Genomic DNA, 19,311 nt, shown 5'->3' with positions numbered 1-19,311 from the left:
ACCGCCGGCCTGGCTGGCGGAATACGAAGCGGTGCAGCAAGGCCTGCTGGAGCGCGCCGACGCCCACTTCAATCTCGCCAACCTGTACCTGCTTACCGGTCGTCAGGATCGGGTCCAGGCGGCGCTGCGCGACGCCCTGCGCCGTGATCCGGCGTTCTTCCCGGCCACCGTGCTGCTGGCGCAATGGTTTGAGCAATACAAGGGCGAGGCCGACCGGGCGCGCGCCCTGCTGCGCGAGCAGATCACCCGGTACCCGGACGAGGCCAGCCTGCGTCATGCCCTGGGGCTGTCGCTGGTGCGCCACCGCGAGCATCGGGCGGCGCTGGTGGCGTTCCAGGCGGCCCACCGTCTGGCGCCGGACAACGGCGATTACGCCTATGTGCTGGCCATCGCCCTGCACGATGGCGGCCAGCCGAGGCGGGCCCGGCAGGTGCTGCGCCAGCAGTTGCGCGCCCACCCGGCCGACCGGTCGCTGCGTCTGGCCCTGTTGAACCTGCTGGGCGACCGACCGGATGAGAGGCGCGCCTTGCTGGCCGAGCTCAGAGAACAGAATCCCTGGGACCCGGTATTCAGCCGCCAGAGCGGCACCGGGCCCCACCATGACAAAAACGGAGAACAAGGAGGGGGTTATGAATAGGTTAAGTCACCTGTTGATACTGACCGGCATCGCCTTGACGGTGTCGGGCTGCTGGCTGGATTCCGACTCGGACACGGCGGCCGGCGATGACACGCCACAGCGGCCGAACATCCTGTTCGTGATCATGGACGACGTGGGCATCGATCAGATGCCGTCGATGGGCTATGGCGGCGTCCATCCGCCGAGCATGCCCAGCATCGACGCCATCGCCGCCGAAGGGGTGCGCTTCCGAAACACCTGGTCGATGCCGGAATGCTCGCCGGGCCGCGCCGCCCTGCTGGCCGGCAGCTACCCGACGCGCACCCACATCAATCAGGCGATCGGCCCCAACGACCTGGCCAACTCGCAGCTCAGCCCCTACGCCACCACCATCCCGAAACTGCTGAAACAGGCCGGCTACCAGAGCGCCATGTTCGGGAAATTCCATCTGGCCGGACCGGAGCACAATGTGGCCGGCAACGGCACGCCCGGGGAATTGGGCTGGGATTATTTCCACGGCTGGACCGGTGGCCTGCCCGGTTCCATCGACACCACCGCCGGTGGCGTGGCGCCGGAAGGCACCTATAGCTGTGGCTTCGTGCCCAGCCTTGTCGAGGACCCGCTGCACGGCGCCGCTTTCGGTGCCTGCTACGTCCAGAGCAGCGAGGGCACCTCCTGTTCGCGGTTGACCAGTGTGGAGCACGGCGACTCCGCCGGTCTGCAATGCCTGACCCGCGGCGGCATCCTGGTGCCGGCCCGGGCGTGTCAGTCGAGCGCGCCGGCGGCGCTGGATTTCGAGCGTGAGAACGCCCATTACGTGTCCCCGCTGGTGATCAACAGCGAGGAGGGGGTGGAAGAAGCGGCGCTCACCGACCCCCGTGGTCGGGGCTATCGCTCCACCCTTGAAGTCGATGCCGCCCGCGACTGGATCAACACCCGTAAGGCGGGCACCCCCTGGATGGCGACGGTGAGTTTCAGCGCCGCGCACACCCCCTTGCAGGTACCTCCGGGGAACCTGTTGCCCTCGGACGCCACCGCCGCCATGCGCACCGACTGCGGCATGGGCACCGATAATCTGGTCAACCAGCGGCTGCTCACCGACGCTCTGATCGAAGCGATGGACGTGGAACTGGGCCGGCTGCTGGTGGAAACCGGCATCGCCGAACGGGGCGAGGGCGGCGCCCTGGTGTATCGGCCGGAGAGCGACACCGTGGTGGTGATCGTCGGCGACAACGGCTCCCTGGGCACCACGGTGAAACCACCCTTCGACGTCACCCGGGCCAAGGGCACCGCCTATCAGACCGGCGTCTGGGTGCCGTTGATCATCGCCGGCCCGATGGTGGCGATGCCGGACCGTGACGTCGGCAGCATGGTCAATGCCGCCGACGTATTCCATCTGTTCGGTGAGATCGCCGGGTTGGAGGTGGCCGGACTGATTCCCAACGGGCACGACGGGGTGTCGATGCTGCCTTACCTGCTCGATCCGGCCCAGCCCACCCTGCGCCAATACAACTTCACCGAAGGGGGCTTGAACCTGCAGGCCGGCGGCGGCCGTAATGGCCCCTGCGTGATCGCCACCACCTGCTCGCACACGCCGGTCAACAAGGCGGTGTGCGAGGATAACGGCGGCGTCTGGTGGGGTGTCGGCGCCGATGCGCCGGAGGTGGTGCGGGGTGATCTGACGCAATGCTGGCAGGTCAATCAGGCCATCTATCAGGACGACCCGGCTCGCTACGACGCTGACCGCAAGGGGATGGGCTGGACCGTCTATCAGGCGGTGCGTGACGACGAGTACAAACTGGTGCGCAACCATGCGCTGGATTACGACATCGACAGCGATGGCCCCATCGACGTGTATTCCGAGGAGTTCTACCGCATCGATCAACAGGCGCCGACGCCCAGGCTGGACAGCGAGGGCAGCGACCTGCTGGCCGGCGGTGATCCGTCATCGCTCAGTGATGAAGAGCGTGCCCGCCACGCCGAGCTGAGTGACCAGCTCGACGCGATTCTGGCGTCACCGGGCGAGTGCCCCGGCGACGGCAATCAGGACCGCCGGGTGGACGAAGCCGACCTGGCCAACCTCGACGCCTTGGTCGACGGCGGGTGGAGCGGCTCCAGCGTTTACGATTTCAACCTGGACGGCGTCACGGACGCCGTGGACCGGGCGGTGATCTCCGACCATTTCGGGCCGTGCCCTTGAGCCTGCCCGGAGGCGTTCCGATGCTGAACGCCGTTGCGACTCCCTTCGGCTGACCGGCAAGTACGGAAGGCCGGCAAGGGGAGGAGAGCGGTTGGATTGTCATTGGGGCCGGAATGCATTCAGCGTCCGGCATCCAGCCGCTCCAGCTCCGATTGGTGATCAAGTAATTCCTGCCGTGCCTCGCTGAGCTTTTTCCTTCGCTTTTTGATATCGTCCTTGTCCCCTTCCCGGATGGCGGCGTCCAGGTCGGCCTGACGTTCGGCTACTTCCCGTTGCTTTTCGCTGACTTCGGCCCGGGCATCGTCGATCAGGCCCTGATCGGTGCACTCGTTGCGCAAAGCGTCCAGGGCCCGTTGCAGTCCCCGGGCTTTGTGGTCGTGGCCGTTGGCGCGCGCTTCCGCCTGCTGACGTTCCACTTCGGCGATCTTCTTCCCACACAGGGTTGGTCAGCGAAAACCGGGGCCGCCAATGCGAGGACGGCCAGGGCGGCGGGTAAGACGTAGAGGGAGGATTTCGGCATGGGACAAGTCCGTTTGGGTGAGCCCGTAGAGTAAAGGCAACGACACGAGAGGGCCAGATGGTCGTTCGGGACCGGAAACTGTGGCGCCATGTGGCGGTCTTCGCGCTCGTGGTGTTGGCGCTGGGCGTGGCTCACCAATGGGTCAATCCCTGGTTGCGATACGATCGCGCGGCGCTGGCGGCGGGCCAGGGGTGGCGGTTGTGGAGCGCTCATATCAGTCATCTGAATCTGTGGCATACGGTGATGAATCTCGCCGGGCTTGGTCTGATCGTCCATTTCTTCCGTGATGTGCTGGATCGCTGCCGGTTCTGGGGATGGCTGCTGTTTTGCGGACTGTTTTCCAGCGTCGCGCTGTACCTTCTCGACCCGGGGCTGGACTGGTACGTGGGGCTGTCCGGGTTGCTGCATGCCTTGCTGGTGTTCTGCCTGTTACTCGGCTGGCGTGGCCACCCGTGGCTGCATTCGCTGGTGCTGGCGGTGGTGGCCGGCCGTTTGCTGGTCGAGCAATGGCCCGGTTATGACGTGGATTATCTGCGTGGCTGGATCGGGGGCAGTGTTTACGTGAACGCCCATCTGTATGGGGCGATCAGTGGTGTTTTCCTGATGATGGGAGTGACAGGGTTTGAACGAAGCCGTATCGGACACAAGGAAAGGTAGCAAAGGGCCGGGGTGCCTGCTGAACGGATTCGCCGCGGCCTTTCTTCTGGCGGGCCTGGCCGCCATGTACTTCGTCGCATTGAAGCCATTGTTTCATTATTGGCAGACCGACAGCTGGGAACGGGTGCCGGCCCAGGTATTGGACAGCCGTCTGAATCGCAGCACGTCGGAGGACTCCACCACCTACAGCGTGAGTGCGCGCTATCAATACCAGTACCAGGGGCGCACCTACACCAGTGAATCGGTGTCTCTGTACGGCGGCAGTGATAACTTTGACGATTTCTGGCAGCGTCTGGCCCGGCGTCTGGAGCGGGCCCGGCTGACGCAGCAGCCGGTGCAGGCCTGGGTGAATCCGGACCAGCCGGAAAAGGCTTATCTGGAACGCGGCCTGCGCTCCGGCTCGTTGATTTTCGGCTTCGCGTTCGGGGCGGTGTTCATGCTGGTCGGCGGTGGCCTGCTGTACTTCTTTAATCGTAAAGCGAAATCGCCAACCGGGGGCGAGGGGGACGCGGGCGAGCCGGTTTACTACAGCAACCAGAAGTCCGGGCATGGCTGCCTGGTCGTGTTCGGCCTGATTTTCGTGCTGGTGCCGGCGCCGGGCTATATGAGCGCGGTGGAGGGCGTGCCGCGAGGCGATTACGCCATGCTGTTCATCTTTCTGTTCCCCCTGATCGGGCTGTTGGTGGTGGCCGGAGGCTGGATGGGCCGGCGCCGTTACAAGTTCTTTGGCCCGACACCGCTGACCCTGGACCCGAATCCGGGCTATGCCGGCGGGCAGGTGGGCGGTGAAATCCTGATCAACCGGGTCGTGCCCCATTCGGCCCGGTTCAACGTATCGCTTTCATGTGTGCATCAGGAGACCCGTGGCAGTGGCGATGAGCGCCGCACTGATACCACGGTACTGTGGCAGGGCGAGCAAAATGGGTATATAGAGTCGGGCCTGCGCGACAGCCGTGTTCAGTTCTGTTTCGATGTGCCGGGGAGTATGCCGCCCACCTATCAGCGTGGCCGGCAATCGGTGCACTGGCAGGTTTCCATGGGGGGTGACGTGGAGGGGCGCCAGTTACGTCGCGATTGGACGATTCCGGTGATGCAAGGCGACGTCGGCAGTCGCTTCACCCTGCCGGAGTCCCACGTGGCGGAGGACCGTCGCGAGCGTGAGGAAGCGGCGCTGGCATCGGCCAGGGAGCAGATTGTGATCAAGCGCACCGGCCTGGGGTTGACGGTGACCAGCCGTGCCGGCCGCAATCTGGGCCTGAAACTGGGCTTTCTGCTGTTCGGCGGCATCTTTGCCGCGGTGGGTACCTTCCTGCTGACGCTGGCCCTTGATGAGGGCGGCATGCTGTACTTGATGGCCGGCGTGTTCGGGTTGGTGGGCTACGGCCTGGTCCTGGTAACGCTGTATATGCTCGGACGCAGTCTTCAGGTGGTGATCCGTGGCGACGAAGTGCGCAGCCGCCGGCGCTGGCTGGGGATTCCGCTGCGCCAGCGCCGCATGCGGCTGCGCAACGCCGCTCAACTGGTGCTCGACAGCGCGGTCAGCTCCACCACCAATGGTCGGGTGATGGAATACATGAACCTCTATGCGGAGGACGAGAGCGGGCGGGTGCGAGTGGCCGAGGGCATCGCCGGGCAGCAGGCCGGGGAGCAGCTCCGCGAGGAACTGTTGCGGGAATTGCATCTGGTTTGATACCCCCGGTCCGGGCTGATTTGCTAGAATCGATGCCCCCCATACTTGGCGAGACACGACGATGAACAAAGAGCGCCTGATCATATTCGACACCACCTTGCGTGACGGCGAGCAAAGCCCCGGCGCCACCATGGACCAGGACGAAAAACTGCGCATCGCCAAGGCGCTGGAGCGGATGCGGGTGGATGTCATCGAGGCCGGTTTCGCCATCGCCAGCCAGGGTGATTTCGAGGCGGTGAAGGCGATCGCCGATACCGTGCGCGAATCCACCATCTGTTCCCTGGCGCGGGCCAAGGCCGAGGACATCGATCGCGCCGCGGAAGCGCTGGCGGGGGCCGAGTCGGGCCGCATCCACACCTTCCTCGCCACCAGCCCCATTCATATGGAGCACAAGCTGCGGATGACGCCGGATCAGGTGGTGGAAAACGCGGTAGCGGCGGTCAAGCACGCCCGTAACCGCATCGACGACGTGGAGTTCTCCTGCGAGGACGCCGGTCGTTCCGAACTGGATTTCCTGTGCCGTATCGTCGAGGCGGCCATCGACGCCGGTGCCCGCACCATCAATATCCCGGACACCGTGGGCTATAACATCCCCGAGCAGTTCGCCCACACCATCCGTTCCCTGCTGGAGCGGGTGCCGAACGCCGACAAGGCGGTGTTCTCGGTGCACTGCCACAACGATCTGGGCCTGGCGGTGGCCAACTCCCTGGCGGCGGTGCAGGCCGGCGCCCGCCAGGTGGAGTGCACCATCAACGGATTGGGCGAGCGGGCCGGTAACGCTTCCCTGGAGGAGATCGTGATGGCGGTGCGCACCCGTCAGGATCTGTTTCCGGTGGACACCGGCATCAACACCCGCGAGATCGTGCCGGCGTCGAAACTGGTCTCCACCATCACCGGCTTCCCGGTGCAGCCCAACAAGGCCATCGTCGGCGCCAACGCCTTTGCCCATGAGTCCGGTATCCATCAGGATGGTGTGCTCAAGCACCGCGAAACCTACGAGATCATGTCCGCCGAGGACGTCGGTTGGCACACCAACCGCATGGTGCTTGGCAAGCACTCCGGCCGCGCCGCTTTCCGCGCCCGTCTGGAAGAATTGGGGATCCCGCTGGGCTCCGATGCGTCGCTGAACATAGCGTTTCAGCGCTTCAAGGATCTGGCCGACAAGAAGCACGAGGTGTTCGACGAGGACCTGCAGGCGCTGGTCAGCGATACCCGCCAGGCAGCGGAACAGGAGCGTTACCAACTGGTGGTGCTGGAGGTGACCTCCTGTACCGGCGAAACGCCGAAGGCGCGCATTGTCATCAACGTGGACGGTGAAGAACGGGAGGCCACCGCCGCCGGCGCCGGACCGGTGGACGCTACCTTCAAGGCCATTGAGTCCCTGGTGCAAAGCAACTGCAGCATGTCCCTGTATTCAGTGAACGCCATTACCTCGGGCACCGACAGCCAGGGCGAAGTGACCGTGCGGCTGGAAAAAGGAGGGCGCATCGTCAACGGCCACGGCGCCGACACCGATATCATCAGCGCTTCGGCAAAGGCGTATCTGAACGCTCTGAATCATTTCGCGTCGGGGCTGCAGCGGGCCCATCCGCAGGCCGCGGACGTATGACCAAAGGCGCCTTCACGCAATACGCTGGCACGCGGCACGCAAACACGGCATGTCAGTCACGGCGTGTCAGTGTATTGATAAGTGCGGAAGCCAGCCGCAATGGAGCGGCCCATGAATGAACCGCAACGGCAGAGTTACCTGAAGGCCCTGGGGCTGACGCCCTGGGTGGCGCGGGTGGCGCTGCCCGGCGCGGCGCCTTCTCCGGAACTGGCGCCGCCGGAGCCTCCACCGACCCCGAAGGCCGCTCCAGCGAGCGCCGAAGCGCCTCCCGCGGCGGTGGCAACCGAGGCGCCGGAAGCGCCGCCGTCGTTGTCCCGTGAATTGGAACGGACGCCGTCGGAGCGGCCCGCGGCAACGCCGCCGCCGGCGCCGGTTCAGCCCTCGCCGGAGCCTGTCGCCGCCGATCAGGCGGTGGTTTTCACGCTCGAAGCGCATCTGGCCGGTGAAACCTGGTTGCTATTTCAACAAAGCGATGCCAAGGCGCCGGGGCTGGGCCGTCACGACGGCGCCCTGGCGGCATCTCTGCTGGCGTTGTTCGCCGCCGGCCCGGCCCGGCCGCGCCGGTTCTATTGTCCGCTGACCGACGATCAACCGATGGACCGGAAGGCCGCCTCCCAGGCCTTGGCCGCGTTCGTCGCCGGTTTAGCGCGGCTGGATGGCGGGCAGCGCACGCTGTTTTGTCTGGACGAGGCTCTGGCGAAGCAGGTTCTCGGCACGGAACGCTATCAACCGTTCAAGCTCGGCGAGATGGAGGCTCTGGTGATGAGCAGTCTGGAGGAGATGCTCTCGGAGCCGGCGCGGCACAAAAAACGCAGCTGGCAGGCGATGGTGGCAGCGGGCTTCCATGGCTGAGATCACCGACGACGTACGTCTGCGCACCATGACCAGCGCGGATCTGGATCGGGTACTGGTGGTGGAACAGGCCTGTCAGTTGACGCCCTGGTCCATGACCAATTTCCGCAGCTGTCTTTCCAGCGGTTACCGTTGCAAGGTGGCGACCCGAGAGGGGGAAATCGCCGGCTTCATGGTGTTGTCCGCGGTGCTGGATGAGGCCCATCTGCTGAACATCGCGGTGGCGCCGGCCTGGCAACGGCGTGGCATCGCCCGCTGGATGCTGGAGCAGGCCATTGCCCGGGCCGTCGACGAGGACATGTCGGTAATGTACCTGGAAGTGCGGGCAGGCAACCAGGGCGCGCGAAAGCTCTATGAACAGCTCGGTTTCGAGGTGTGCGGCCGGCGCCCCAATTATTACCGGACCACCGACGGCCACGAGGACGCGGTGCTGATGACGTTGATGCTGTGATGCGCAAGGGGCCTTACACGTAACACGCTGGCAGGCAAAAACACACCATTCGCTGCTAAAGCAGCTTCCCACAGCGACTCTGCAGCTCCCTCTGTGGGAGTGGCCTTGGCTATGAATACGGTATCCGGGCAACTCGCATCGCCACAATCATTGTTGATCCGGTTTTGCCCCCAAAGCGCTTTTCATTTGCCAGCCCTGATCGCCTTTACTGAATACCAGCCGCCGTTCCCGATTGAAGGTGTCGCCTTCCTCGAACGGGCCGAATTCCACACGTACCGCGGCCAGGGCCATGGTCATGGCGAAACGGTCCATGGGTTCGCGTTCGCTGTCGCCACGAATTTCACTGGCGTAGTCGGCCAGGCCCTTGCGGGCGCGCAGTCGATAATTCACTTCCACGCTGTAATCGCCCTGGCTGTCCTCCACCGCGCTGAGTTGCTCAACCTCTTCCACTTCCAGCAATTCGTTGAGATGCGCCTGTTCCAGCTCCGCGTTCAGAGCATCGCGTATCACATTGTCGCCGGGCCCGCTGTCGCAGGCGGTGAGCAGGGCGGCCAGGGTCAGCAGGAGCCATACAGGCAGGGAGCGTGGCAGGGTCATGACATTATCCTTATTAGCGAAAGACTCATGCTAGCAAGGCAGCGGCGCGGAGCCCATTGACCGCGCCGCCGTGGCCGGATGTCACAAGCTGCCGAGAGCCTGTTGAATCTGCCGGGCCCAGGCCACGCTATGGCGATAGGCCACTTCGTAGAACGAAGTGTCGTTAAGCCAGGTGAGCCGGTCGAAGCGGCCGTTTTCGTAGTGTTCCACCTCGTTGAGCAGGTCTCCGAGTTTCCCTTCCCGGGCGACCAGGGCACGTTTCACTTCCTGGCTCAGCGGCACCTGGTCCATCAATTCCGGCATGGCGATGTCGGTGATGACGTCCAGTTGTGAGAGCAGGCCGACGATAAAATGATTCACCGGGACCTCCTCGCCGGAAAGCTCGGCCATCACTTCGCACATGCGTCCGCGCACCAGCATATTGCGGACCAGATGGGCGGGTTTGTTCTGGCTGCCGTGGACCAACAGCAGATTGGCCCAGCGGCGCATTTCGTCCATGCCCAGCAACGCGATGGCCTGGGACAGGGAACTCACCTCACGGTGTAAGCCCAGGGCGGCGGAATTGACCACGCGCAGAATGCGCCAGGTCAGGTGCGCGTCCTGGATGGCAATGGCCTCCAGTGAGGATGGCGTTGCTTCCGGGTTATGCAGTTCGGCGAGCAGGCGCAGCAACAACAACTGATTGCCGGCGATTTTGCGGCCTTTCACCGGTACCGCCGTGGACAGGAAGTCACCTTGGTAGTAACTGAACCCTAATTCCAGACAGACGCGGAAACGGCGCCGATCATCCAGATGATCGGCAAGCAGGTCAGCGCCGTGGGGCCGGAGCCGTTCCACGGTGGCGCGCAGCGTATCGTCGTCGAAGCGGCGAACATCCAGTTTGATAATGTGGACCAGATCCAGCAGCGCGGGATCCATCTTGTCGGTTGGTCCGAAGCCGTCCAGCGCCAGGCGGTAACCCTGACCGGCCCAGCGTCGGGCCTGATCCAGCAACACTTGCGGCTCGGCCAAACCGTGGTCGAGATCAAGGATATACTGTTTTTTGGGCAGATGAGGTAACGACCGGGCCAGCAGCACTTCCGGGGTCACGCGCAGGAAAGTGGGTATGGTGCGGGTGCGGCCGTCCTGATAAACCTGCGAATAGGTGCCCAGAATCACCGGATGGCTGGATTCGATGTCGGACAAGGTGACGCCGTCCCCACTGCCTTGCAGCAGCAGTTGGAAAGCGGCCAGGTCCTGATTCTTGCTGTACACCGGCCGACAGGCCAGCATGACGTCCAGGGCATCGTCGTCGACGATCGCCTGTTTGAGAGTCATTGCCACGTTGTCATTCCTGCTCACAGAATACGGAAGAGTCGGAAACGTTGATCAAGCGGACGAGGACAGCCGTCCGCCGCGTGGGCCGGGCTGGCCGTCGGGGCCGTACAACGGATTGCCGGCCTGTTCGCGCAGGGCATTGAGCAGCCTCAGATTGTTGGCCGCGCGCAGTTCGATCAACTCACCGTTGATCCGGTTGTCCGCGGCCACGGCCCGGGCATGGGCCTGGATCGCCCGCCACAACGGCAGACAGCCCGCCTCGCGGGCCGCCTGCTCGTCGCCTTGGGGGGTATTGTCATAGCCGAGCCGCCGCAGGGCGTCCCGGCGCCGGCTCTCGAAAGTGTCGAGTGTTTCCAGCAGGGCGGCTTTGCGTTGCGCCACGGCCCCCAGCGCCGGACCATCGACGCTGCCCTCAACCAGCAATGCCCGCTCTTCGGACAACAAGTGCCCCAGCGAGGCCAGGTGATCGTGCTGGCGCTGCAGATGGGTATTCAGACTCATGAAGGATCGGACCGCGTTTCCAATTCTTCCCGAACCCGCTCGATCAACCCGTCGGCAATGCGATCGGCCCGGATTTCCAGGCGGCCCTCGCTGATCGCCTGGCGGATTTCCGCCACCCGCGCGGTGTCGATGTCTTCGTCACCGCGGTCCCGGCGCAGATGAGTTACCGCCGCCGGGCTGGTTTCCGCGGGTTCGCTGGCGGAACGCTCGACGCTGCGCTCGGCGGCTTTCTCCTGCACCGGGCGATTGGCGCTGAAGGGGTGCGGATGGTCAATTTTCACAGCTGTCTCTCCATTGCGTTCGCGGAGGTGCCTTGAGGTCGTTCAAGGTCCCCTTCCACCCTTCATCGGCCGAAAAACCCGGCGCTTGAGCCCGGAAAGGTCAAAATGTGACCCGGGTCCGGTTTGGCCCGCTCACCACCACTGTCAGCACCCGCCGGTCCGGCAAGCGCACCCGGATCCGCTCACCCAATGCGCCGTCTTCCAGAGCGTGGGCCGCGCGTTCGATACGAAAGCCGGTTCCCATGGCTTCCACCTTCACCGGTTGTCGCCGGCGTACCAGCGGCCGTACCCGCAATACGCTGTCTTGCAACACCATGCCGGCGTTCAGTGGGCGGGTCAGTTCCTTGCCAACAAGCTGATCCAGATCGGTGACCGTCCGGCGTGGCAGGGTGCTCAGGTCCCCTTCCCGCGCTCGCAGGTCGTCTTTTTCCAGAATGGTGCCGGCGTCCAGGTTTTGCGCCGCAGCCCAGTAGCGCCCCCGGGCGCTGACCCGGGCCTGCAGATAACGGACCTGACCATCACAGCGCACGCCGACGGTCACCGGTCCGAGCAGGGGGCGCTGATGACCAGGCAGAAACGGGGTGGCGTCGCCGCATTGCGGTAAAGGCGCGGTCGGCGATTGCATCGTCACCTCGATGTGATCCCCCAACCTGGCGGCCTCCCGCAACAGAAAGGCCCTGGCCTGTTGCTCCATCGGAGCCACCGCCACCGCCAGCGAGGCGGCTGTCAGTAACAAGCCGGTAACCAGCCAGCGCAATGCCTTCATCCGTTGCTTCTCCCACGGCCTGATAACGGCATTGTACGAAACCCGCCAGCAGGCGAATAAACGAAATAACGATCAAATAGGGGGCTGTTTGGCCGTTTGCCGTGTCCCCGCCCGTTTTAGTCTGGTGGTATCCAAAAGGAGTTTCGCCATGATCGACAAACTGGCCGGTGCCCTGAACTTCTACCAGCAGGCGCTGCAACTTCGTCACCAACGGCAGGGGGTGTTGGCGGGCAACATCGCCAACGCCGACACCCCGCATTTCAAAGCGCGTGACTTCAACTTCTCCGATGAGCTGGCGCGGGCGGTGGCCGGGAGTGAACAGGCGCGGGCCTTGCATTTGACCACCACGTCCGAGCGGCACTTTCCGTCAGGGACCGCCGGGATATCCTCTGAGCAGGTGGACTTGCTGTACCGGGTGCCGGACCAACCGAGCCTGGACGGCAACACCGTGAACATGGATGTGGAACGGGTGCAATTCGCCGATAACTCGGTCCGTTACCAGGCCGCGCTCACCATGATCAACAGCCGTATTCAGAGCCTCAAGGGCGCCATGCAATCGGAATAAAAAAGGAAGCCGCTATGTTTTCCATCTTTGAAATTTCCGGCTCGGCGATGGTGGCTCAGGCCCAGCGCATGAACGTCACCGCCAGCAATCTGGCCAATGCCGACAGCGTTGCCGGGCCCGATGGTGAAGCCTACCGGGCGCGCCAGGTGGTGTTCGAAAGCCGCCAAAACGGGGAAGGCAGTGTTGGCGTGTCGGTGCGGGAAGTGGTGGAGGACCCGGCGCCCCTGCGTCGCGAGTACCGGCCCCATCATCCGCTGGCGGACGAACAGGGTTACGTGACCATGCCGAACGTGGAGCCGGTTCATGAAATGGTCAACATGATCGCCGCCTCCCGTTCCTACGAAGCCAACGTGGAAGTGCTCAACACCAGCAAACAGATGATGCTGAAAACCCTGACCGTGGGAGAGAACTGATGGCGGCTGCCACCCAGAACATTAGTAACTCCGTTCTGAACAGTATGAACAGCACCAGCAGTGGCGGCAGCCGCGGCGCCGCCGGTGAGTTGCAGGACAGTTTCATGACTCTGCTGGTGACGCAACTGAGAAATCAGGATCCGATGAATCCGATGGAAAACGCGGAGATGACCTCGCAGCTGGCGCAGATCAATACCGTCAGTGGCATCCAGGAACTCAATGCCCGGCTCGGAGAAATCAACGATCAAATCGACGCCGGCAAGGCACTGCAGGCCACCGCTCTGATCGGCCTGGGGGTGCTGGTTTCCGGCGATCGGGTGCTGGTGGGTGAAGAGGGAGCCACCACACCGTTCGGTGTGGAGCTGGATAAAGGCGCCGATAACGTCGTGGTCACTATCACCGATGGTTCCGGGCAGGTGGTGCGCCGCTTTGAACTGGGCGCCCTGGACGCCGGTGTCGAGTCCTTTGTCTGGGACGGCAAACTGGAAGACGAAACCGTGGCGCCGGAAGGCGCCTATAAGGTGTCCGTGACGGCCACCCGTGGTGAAGAGCCGATGGATGTCACCACCTTGAATTATGCCCTGGTCAACGGGGTGAAGATGGGAACCGACGGTCAGCCGCGTCTGGACCTTGGCGGCATTTCCGATCCGGTGACGCTGGACGACGTCCGGCAGATTCTCTGAACAGGAGCTGAAAGATGGGTTTTTCTCAGGCATTGAGCGGTCTTAACGCGGCCGCCAGTCAACTGGATGTGGTCGGCAACAATATCGCCAACTCCCAGACAGTGGGGTTCAAGGGCTCATCGGTGCAGTTCGCCGATGTCTATACCGGCGCCAAAGTCGGCCAGGGGGTGCGAGTGGCCGGCGTATTGCAGGACTTTTCCAACGGGACGCTGGAAAGCACCGGGCGGAACCTGGACCTTGGCATCAATGGGGCCGGCTTCTTCCGTTATCTGCAGGGTGACCAGATTGTCTATTCCCGTAACGGCCAGCTGACCCTGACCAAGGAAGGCTATCTGGAGAACGCTCAGGGTGCCCGTCTCACCGGTTTCCCGGAGGGGGTTGGCACTGGCGGCCAACCACAGGTGCTGCAGGTGCCGGCCGGTGGCATGAACGCCAGCGCCACCACTGGCGTGGATGCCACCTTCAATCTGGACGCGGAGAGCGACATCATCACCGACGCCTTCGATCCGGCGGACGACGACACCTACTCCTACGCCAACACCACCACGGTCTATGATTCCCTCGGTGTCCAGCACACCATGACGCTGTACTTCGTCAAAACCGGTGAGAATGAATGGGCGGTTCACAGTGCCGTGGATGGCACCGTGGATGCGGCCAACACCGGTGAGCTGCGCTTTAACAGCAACGGTACCCTGGATGAAGCCAACAGCACTTTTCCGGACTACGCCTTTGCCATGAACAACGGCGCCGATGACGTGACGTTCGGCATCAACTTCAGAGGTACCACTCAGTTCGGTCAGGAATTCGACCTGGGCTCGTTGGATCAGAACGGTTACACCGCGGGCAGCCTGGTGGGGATCACCGTGGACGACGACGGCAACATCATTGGTAATTACGCCAATGAGCAGTCTCAGGTGCTCGGCACCCTGGCCCTGGCCAACTTCCGTAATCCCGAAGGTTTGCGGCCGGCCGGCGATAACGCCTGGGTGGAAACCGGTACCTCCGGGCAGCCGCTGTTGGGGCTGGCGGGTACCGGCATGTTCGGCAACGTGGAATCCCAGGCGCTGGAGGTCTCCAACGTGGATCTGACCTCCGAACTGGTGGACCTGATCATCGCCCAGCGCAATTACCAGGCCAACACTCAAACCATCAAGGTGCAGGACGAGGTTCTGCAGAACGCGGTGAACCTGCGTTAATCGTCGAGGCTTGAGATATGGACCGCATACTCTATACCGCCATGGTGGCGGCTAAGCAAAGCCAGGACCAGCAGGCGGTGGTCAGCAACAATCTGGCCAACGCCACCACCTCCGGCTTTCGCGAGCAGATTCACGCGCTGCGGGCGGTGCCGGTGCGGGGTGACGGAGCACTGCCGACGCGGGTGTCGATGATGGCGACCACGCCGGGCACCGATTTCAGTATCGGTCCGATCAACGCCACTGGTCGTGATCTGGACGTGGCTCTGCAGGAGGGCAACTGGCTGGCGGTACAGGGCGCCGACGGCACCGAGGCGTACACCCGTCGAGGTGATCTTCAGGTCAACGGCGAGGGATTGCTGACCAGTGCCGGCCGGCCGGTGATTGGCGATGGCGGCCCCATCGTGGTGCCGCTCGGTGCCAGCCTCTCGATCGGCGCCGACGGCACCGTCAGCGCCATCGGCGCCGGGGAGCAGCCCGATGCCATCGCCGAGGTCGGACGTCTGAAACTGGTTAACGCCGCCGCCGGAAATCTTGAGCGCGGTGATGACGGTTTGTTCCGCGCCGGAGCCGGTGTGCTGCCGCGTGATGAATTGGGTCGTCTGCAATCCGGTGCCCTGGAAGGCAGCAACGTCAGCACCATGGAAGCCATGGTGTCGATGATCAACACCGCCCGCCGCTACGAGATGCAGCTGCAAGTGATCGAGCACACCGACCAGAACTCACAGCGCGCCAACGCTCTGTTGTCGATGAACTGAGGTCGGCCCGCGAATGCGGCCCGATAACGAGATAACCGAAAGAGGACATCGCCATGATTCGCTCTTTGTGGACCGCCAAGACCGGTCTCGAATCGCAGCAGGTGAAGATGGACGTGATCGCCAATAACCTGGCCAACGTCAGCACCAATGGGTTCAAGAAATCCCGCGCCGTGTTCGAGGATTTGTTGTATCAGAATCTGCGTCAGCCCGGCGGTCAGAACGATGTACAGAACCGCTTGCCGTCCGGTCTGCAGATCGGCACCGGGGTGCGGCCGGTGGCCACCGAACGTTTGCACGCTCAGGGGGGGCTTGAGCAGACCGGTAACTCACGGGATCTGGCGATCAACGGCAAGGGGTTTTTCCAGGTGCTGATGCCGGACGGTACCATCGCCTATACCCGTGACGGCAGCTTCCAGCTGGATGAGAACGGCCAGATGGTGACGTCCAGTGGTTACCCGCTGGAGCCGGCGATCCTGATTCCCGATAACGCGCTCAGCGTCACCATCGGTCAGGACGGTATTGTTTCCATCACCGAGCCCGGTTCCACCGATGCCCGCGAAGTGGGGCAGTTGACCCTGTCCACGTTCGTTAACGCCGCCGGCCTGGAAAGCATCGGCGAGAATCTTTACCTGGAGACCGCCGCTTCCGGTATGCGTACCGAAAGCATGCCGGGCATGAACGGCGCCGGCCGGATTTACCAATCCTATGTGGAAACCTCCAACGTCAATGTGGTGGAGGAAATGGTCAACATGATCCAGACCCAGCGGGCCTATGAGATCAACAGCAAGGCAGTGCAAACCTCCGATGAAATGCTTGCCCGGCTCACCCAGCTCTGATCCGCGCCGGTGGGGGCTGGCCCTGGGCCTGTTTCTGTTGGCGGGCTGCGCGCAACTGCCGCGCCCTTCCGTGGTGGGTGAACAGGAGCGGGTGGAGATCGCCCAGCCGCCGGCGCCCCAGGCCAACGGCTCCATTTTTCAGGCCAGGCGTGGCTATCACCCGCTGTTCGAGGACAACCGGCCGCGTATGACCGGTGATGTGCTGACCATTGTGTTCGACGAAGAAGTCAGCGCCAGCAAAGTCTCCAGCAGTAATGCCAACCGTACCGGCAACAGCACCTTTACGCCGCAAGTGCTGCCCAAGGGGCTGGAGGATCTGGCCGACTATGGTTTTGACCTGAGCGGTGCCAACACCTTCGAAGCGGGCGGCGGCTCCCGGGCCAACAACAGCTTCACCGGCACACTCACGGTGACCGTGTTGGAAGTATTGGGTAACGGCAATTTGCGGGTGCGGGGGGAAAAGCAGATCGCCATCAATCAGGGAACGGAATTCATCCGTTTCGCCGGCGTGGTGGATCCCCAGGTGATTCGTGGCGACAACTCGGTACTGTCCACCCGGGTCGCCGACGCGCGCATCGAATATGTCGGCGACGGCTACATCAATGAAGCTCAGCACATGGGGTGGCTGCAGCGGTTCTTCCTGAATCTCTCCCCGTTCTGATGGCGGCGCCAAACATGAAACAGTTTGCCTTTCCTCGCCCCCGATCGCACCGCCCCGGATGGTTCGCGGCATGGCTGTTCCTACTGCTGTCCTGGCCACTGTGCGCCGGCGCGGAAACCCTGCGGGAACTGGCCAGCTTCGCCGGCGTGCGCGACAACACCCTGGTGGGATATGGCCTGGTGGTGGGGCTGGATGGCAGCGGCGACCAGACCATGCAGACGCCGTTCACCACCCAGGGACTGACCAATATGTTTTCGCAACTGGGTATCACCGTGCCGGCGGGCACTAATATGCAGCTGCGAAATGTCGCGGCGGTGATGGTGACCGCCGATCTGCCGGCGTTCGCCCGTCCCGGGCAACGCATTGACGTGGTGGTGTCCTCGGTGGGCAATGCACGCAGCCTGCGTGGAGGCACTTTGCTGATGACGCCGCTGAAAGGCGTGGACGGCCAAACCTATGCTCTGGCCCAGGGTAACTTGCTGGTCGGTGGGGTTGGCGCCGAGTCCGGCGGCAGCAGTGCTCAGATCAATCAGCAGGCCGGCGGTCGTATCAGCGGCGGTGCCATGGTGGAACGGGAAGTGCCGTTACAACTCGGTGGTGACAACGGTGTGCTGGAATTGCAGTTCCACGACGCCGATTTCGATACCACCTGGCGCGCGGTGCAGGCGATCAACCAGGAGTTTGGCTCGCCGGTGGCCAGTGCCGTCAACGGTGGTGTCATTCGTCTGGTCGGCCCCCGCGACGATAATCGCCGGGTGGCGTTCATGGCGCGGGTGGAACGCATTGCGCTGAATCCTTCGGACGCCCCCGCCAAGGTAGTAATCAATGCCCGTACCGGTTCGGTGGTGTTGAACGGGCGCGTCACGCTGCGACCGGCGGCGGTGGCCCACGGCAACCTCTCGGTCACCATCGACACCCGTTTTGGTGTCAGCCAGCCGGCGCCGTTTGGTGACGGGGAAACCGTGGTGGTGCCGGACAGTGATATTCGTATCGAGCAGGAGGGCGGGGCACTGCAGGTGGTGGAAGGCGCGGACCTGATGGAAGTGGTGGACGCGCTGAATGCCTTGGGCGCCACGCCCCAGGATCTGATGTCGATCCTTCAGGCGCTCAAGTCAGCCGGCGCGCTGCGCGCGGAACTGGAGATACTGTGATGGCTGTTGGCGCGGGCAATAACCAGTTCGCCCTCGATTTGCAGGGGCTGCAGCGGCTCAAGCAAAAAGCCGCTCTGGAACCGGCCAAACAATTGGCGCACGCGGCGCAACAGTTCGAAGCGTTGTTCTTGCAGCGGATGGTCAAGAGCATGCGTGATGCGGTCCCTCGTTCGGATTTGCTCGACAGCAACCAGTCCCGCTTCTATCAATCGCTGGCGGACCAGCAGATGGCGCAACATGTGGCGGGTCGTGGCGTCGGTCTGGCGGAGCAACTGATCAGCCAGTTGTCGCCACGGGCCGGCGGCGGTACCGAGGTGCCGGCTGCTTTTGGAGCCGTGCCCCGTGCTTTGGGGGCGAAGCAGGCGTTACCGGTCACCGCGCCGGACCGCTTTGCCGGGGTGGTGGAACGTCAGGCGGAATGGAGCAAGGAGGCGTTCCTGCAACGGCTCTCCGGGCCCGCCGGCGAAGCCAGTGAACGCAGCGGTCTGCCACGGGAATTGCTGCTGGCGCAAGCGGCGCTGGAAACCGGTTGGGGGCGCCATCGCATTCACACCGCCGAGGGCGCCGACAGTCATAACCTGTTCGGCATCAAGGCCGGGACGGGGTGGCGCGGCAACACGACCGACATTATCACCCACGAGTACGTGGATGGTGAGAAGGTTCGGCAGGTGGATCGTTTCCGTGTTTATGACTCTTACGCCGATGCCTTCGCCGATCATGGTCGTCTGCTCACTGAAAATCCGCGTTACGCCGGGGTAATGTCGGCGCCGGATGCGCACAGCGCCGCTCGTGCCCTGCAAGCGTCCGGTTACGCCACCGATCCGGCCTACGCGGAGAAATTGATTGCGGTCATGGAGGGATTGAGCGGCACCTCGCTGGCAAGCACGACGATCGACTAATGTAATCCCGCAATGTGCGGGTGCGCTATTCGCTGCCAAGGCAGCTTCCCACAGCAGGTTACTACGGAGCCGCTGTGGGAAGCTGCCTTGGCAGC

General features: G+C 63.5%; 22 protein-coding genes. 16 read left to right on the top strand and 6 right to left on the bottom strand.

Annotation, left to right across the window (positions count from 1 at the left end; genetic code table 11):
- Together A6D6_RS17295 and A6D6_RS17290 are read left to right on the top strand one after the other, a co-directional pair.
- Positions 1–637: tetratricopeptide repeat protein (locus tag A6D6_RS17295; RefSeq protein ID WP_159661389.1), on the top strand; the 637-nt coding region annotated here is incomplete at its 5' end.
- Positions 630–2,816 (top strand): sulfatase-like hydrolase/transferase, encoded by a 2,187-nt coding sequence (locus tag A6D6_RS17290; protein WP_159661388.1) that lies wholly within the window; start codon positions 630–632, stop codon positions 2,814–2,816. The genes A6D6_RS17295 and A6D6_RS17290, both read left to right, overlap by 8 nt.
- 119 nt (positions 2,817–2,935) lie before the next feature.
- Here the strand turns inward: A6D6_RS17290 and A6D6_RS17285 are convergent, their stop codons facing one another.
- Positions 2,936–3,256 carry a DUF1090 domain-containing protein gene (locus A6D6_RS17285; protein ID WP_255461661.1) on the bottom strand — a complete coding sequence of 107 codons (321 nt, stop codon included), beginning with the start codon at positions 3,254–3,256 and terminating at the stop codon, positions 2,936–2,938.
- 137 nt (positions 3,257–3,393) lie between these two features.
- On the opposite strand from A6D6_RS17285, the gene rrtA reads away from it, so the two are divergent.
- The 5 genes from rrtA (at position 3,394) to rimI (ending at position 8,595) form a co-directional block, all read left to right on the top strand.
- Entirely contained in the window at positions 3,394–3,993 is a 600-nt protein-coding gene (gene rrtA / locus A6D6_RS17280) for a rhombosortase (protein WP_159661386.1), read from the top strand.
- Positions 3,959–5,683 (top strand): DUF3592 domain-containing protein, encoded by a 1,725-nt coding sequence (locus A6D6_RS17275; protein ID WP_133491433.1) that lies wholly within the window; start codon positions 3,959–3,961, stop codon positions 5,681–5,683. Before rrtA ends, A6D6_RS17275 begins: the two co-directional genes overlap by 35 nt.
- A gap of 61 nt (positions 5,684–5,744) precedes the next feature.
- Positions 5,745–7,292: a 2-isopropylmalate synthase gene (locus A6D6_RS17270; RefSeq protein ID WP_097058640.1), complete on the top strand. Its 1,548-nt coding sequence runs from the start codon at positions 5,745–5,747 to the stop codon at positions 7,290–7,292.
- A 111-nt stretch (positions 7,293–7,403) separates the two neighbouring features.
- Positions 7,404–8,144 (top strand): hypothetical protein, encoded by a 741-nt coding sequence (locus A6D6_RS17265; protein ID WP_159661385.1) that lies wholly within the window; start codon positions 7,404–7,406, stop codon positions 8,142–8,144.
- Positions 8,137–8,595 carry a ribosomal protein S18-alanine N-acetyltransferase gene (gene rimI / locus A6D6_RS17260; RefSeq protein ID WP_133491431.1) on the top strand — a complete coding sequence of 153 codons (459 nt, stop codon included), beginning with the start codon at positions 8,137–8,139 and terminating at the stop codon, positions 8,593–8,595. The genes A6D6_RS17265 and rimI overlap by 8 nt, the downstream gene beginning before the upstream one ends.
- Positions 8,596–8,742: 147 nt before the next feature.
- Here the strand turns inward: rimI and A6D6_RS17255 are convergent, their stop codons facing one another.
- The 5 genes from A6D6_RS17255 to flgA form a co-directional block, all read right to left on the bottom strand.
- The gene (locus A6D6_RS17255; protein ID WP_159661384.1) at positions 8,743–9,192 is read right to left on the bottom strand and encodes a hypothetical protein; all 450 of its coding nucleotides are present in this window, start codon (positions 9,190–9,192) and stop codon (positions 8,743–8,745) included.
- A gap of 81 nt (positions 9,193–9,273) precedes the next feature.
- A complete protein-coding gene (locus A6D6_RS17250; protein WP_236564146.1) occupies positions 9,274–10,509 on the bottom strand; it encodes an EAL and HDOD domain-containing protein in 1,236 nt (411 codons plus the stop codon).
- Between the two features lie 51 nt (positions 10,510–10,560).
- A complete protein-coding gene (locus A6D6_RS17245) occupies positions 10,561–11,010 on the bottom strand; it encodes a flagella synthesis protein FlgN (protein WP_133491429.1) in 450 nt (149 codons plus the stop codon).
- Positions 11,007–11,291 carry a flagellar biosynthesis anti-sigma factor FlgM gene (gene flgM / locus A6D6_RS17240; RefSeq protein WP_159661383.1) on the bottom strand — a complete coding sequence of 95 codons (285 nt, stop codon included), beginning with the start codon at positions 11,289–11,291 and terminating at the stop codon, positions 11,007–11,009. Before flgM ends, A6D6_RS17245 begins: the two co-directional genes overlap by 4 nt.
- 100 nt (positions 11,292–11,391) lie before the next feature.
- The gene (gene flgA, locus A6D6_RS17235) at positions 11,392–12,057 is read right to left on the bottom strand and encodes a flagellar basal body P-ring formation chaperone FlgA (RefSeq protein WP_159661382.1); all 666 of its coding nucleotides are present in this window, start codon (positions 12,055–12,057) and stop codon (positions 11,392–11,394) included.
- A gap of 148 nt (positions 12,058–12,205) precedes the next feature.
- Here flgA and flgB point away from each other — a divergent pair, with 148 nt between their 5' ends.
- From flgB to flgJ, 9 genes are read left to right on the top strand one after another with little or no spacing between them, the layout of a single operon-like run.
- Positions 12,206–12,622, top strand: coding sequence for a flagellar basal body rod protein FlgB (gene flgB / locus A6D6_RS17230; protein WP_133491426.1), 417 nt, complete (start codon positions 12,206–12,208; stop codon positions 12,620–12,622).
- A gap of 14 nt (positions 12,623–12,636) precedes the next feature.
- On the top strand, positions 12,637–13,035 hold the full coding sequence (gene flgC / locus A6D6_RS17225) for a flagellar basal body rod protein FlgC (protein WP_133491425.1): 399 nt from the start codon (positions 12,637–12,639) through the stop codon (positions 13,033–13,035).
- Positions 13,035–13,718 (top strand): flagellar hook assembly protein FlgD, encoded by a 684-nt coding sequence (gene flgD / locus A6D6_RS17220; RefSeq protein ID WP_159661381.1) that lies wholly within the window; start codon positions 13,035–13,037, stop codon positions 13,716–13,718. Before flgC ends, flgD begins: the two co-directional genes overlap by 1 nt.
- 14 nt (positions 13,719–13,732) lie before the next feature.
- Positions 13,733–14,914 carry a flagellar hook protein FlgE gene (gene flgE, locus A6D6_RS17215; RefSeq protein ID WP_159661380.1) on the top strand — a complete coding sequence of 394 codons (1,182 nt, stop codon included), beginning with the start codon at positions 13,733–13,735 and terminating at the stop codon, positions 14,912–14,914.
- Between the two features lie 17 nt (positions 14,915–14,931).
- Positions 14,932–15,669, top strand: coding sequence for a flagellar basal body rod protein FlgF (locus A6D6_RS17210; RefSeq protein WP_133491422.1), 738 nt, complete (start codon positions 14,932–14,934; stop codon positions 15,667–15,669).
- A gap of 53 nt (positions 15,670–15,722) precedes the next feature.
- A complete protein-coding gene (gene flgG / locus A6D6_RS17205) occupies positions 15,723–16,505 on the top strand; it encodes a flagellar basal-body rod protein FlgG (RefSeq protein WP_133491421.1) in 783 nt (260 codons plus the stop codon).
- Positions 16,474–17,166, top strand: coding sequence for a flagellar basal body L-ring protein FlgH (locus A6D6_RS17200; RefSeq protein WP_159661379.1), 693 nt, complete (start codon positions 16,474–16,476; stop codon positions 17,164–17,166). Before flgG ends, A6D6_RS17200 begins: the two co-directional genes overlap by 32 nt.
- Before the next feature lie 14 nt (positions 17,167–17,180).
- Entirely contained in the window at positions 17,181–18,317 is a 1,137-nt protein-coding gene (locus tag A6D6_RS17195; protein ID WP_201303828.1) for a flagellar basal body P-ring protein FlgI, read from the top strand.
- On the top strand, positions 18,317–19,216 hold the full coding sequence (gene flgJ / locus A6D6_RS17190) for a flagellar assembly peptidoglycan hydrolase FlgJ (RefSeq protein ID WP_159661378.1): 900 nt from the start codon (positions 18,317–18,319) through the stop codon (positions 19,214–19,216). The genes A6D6_RS17195 and flgJ overlap by 1 nt, the downstream gene beginning before the upstream one ends.
- The last annotated feature ends 95 nt before the right edge of the window (positions 19,217–19,311 follow it).

This window comes from Alcanivorax xiamenensis (genome assembly GCF_009846745.1).
Classification (GTDB): Bacteria; Pseudomonadota; Gammaproteobacteria; order Pseudomonadales; family Alcanivoracaceae; genus Alloalcanivorax; species Alloalcanivorax xiamenensis.
The sequence above is the reverse complement of the archived record's forward strand: the minus strand, read 5'-3'. Positions and strand labels throughout refer to the sequence as shown.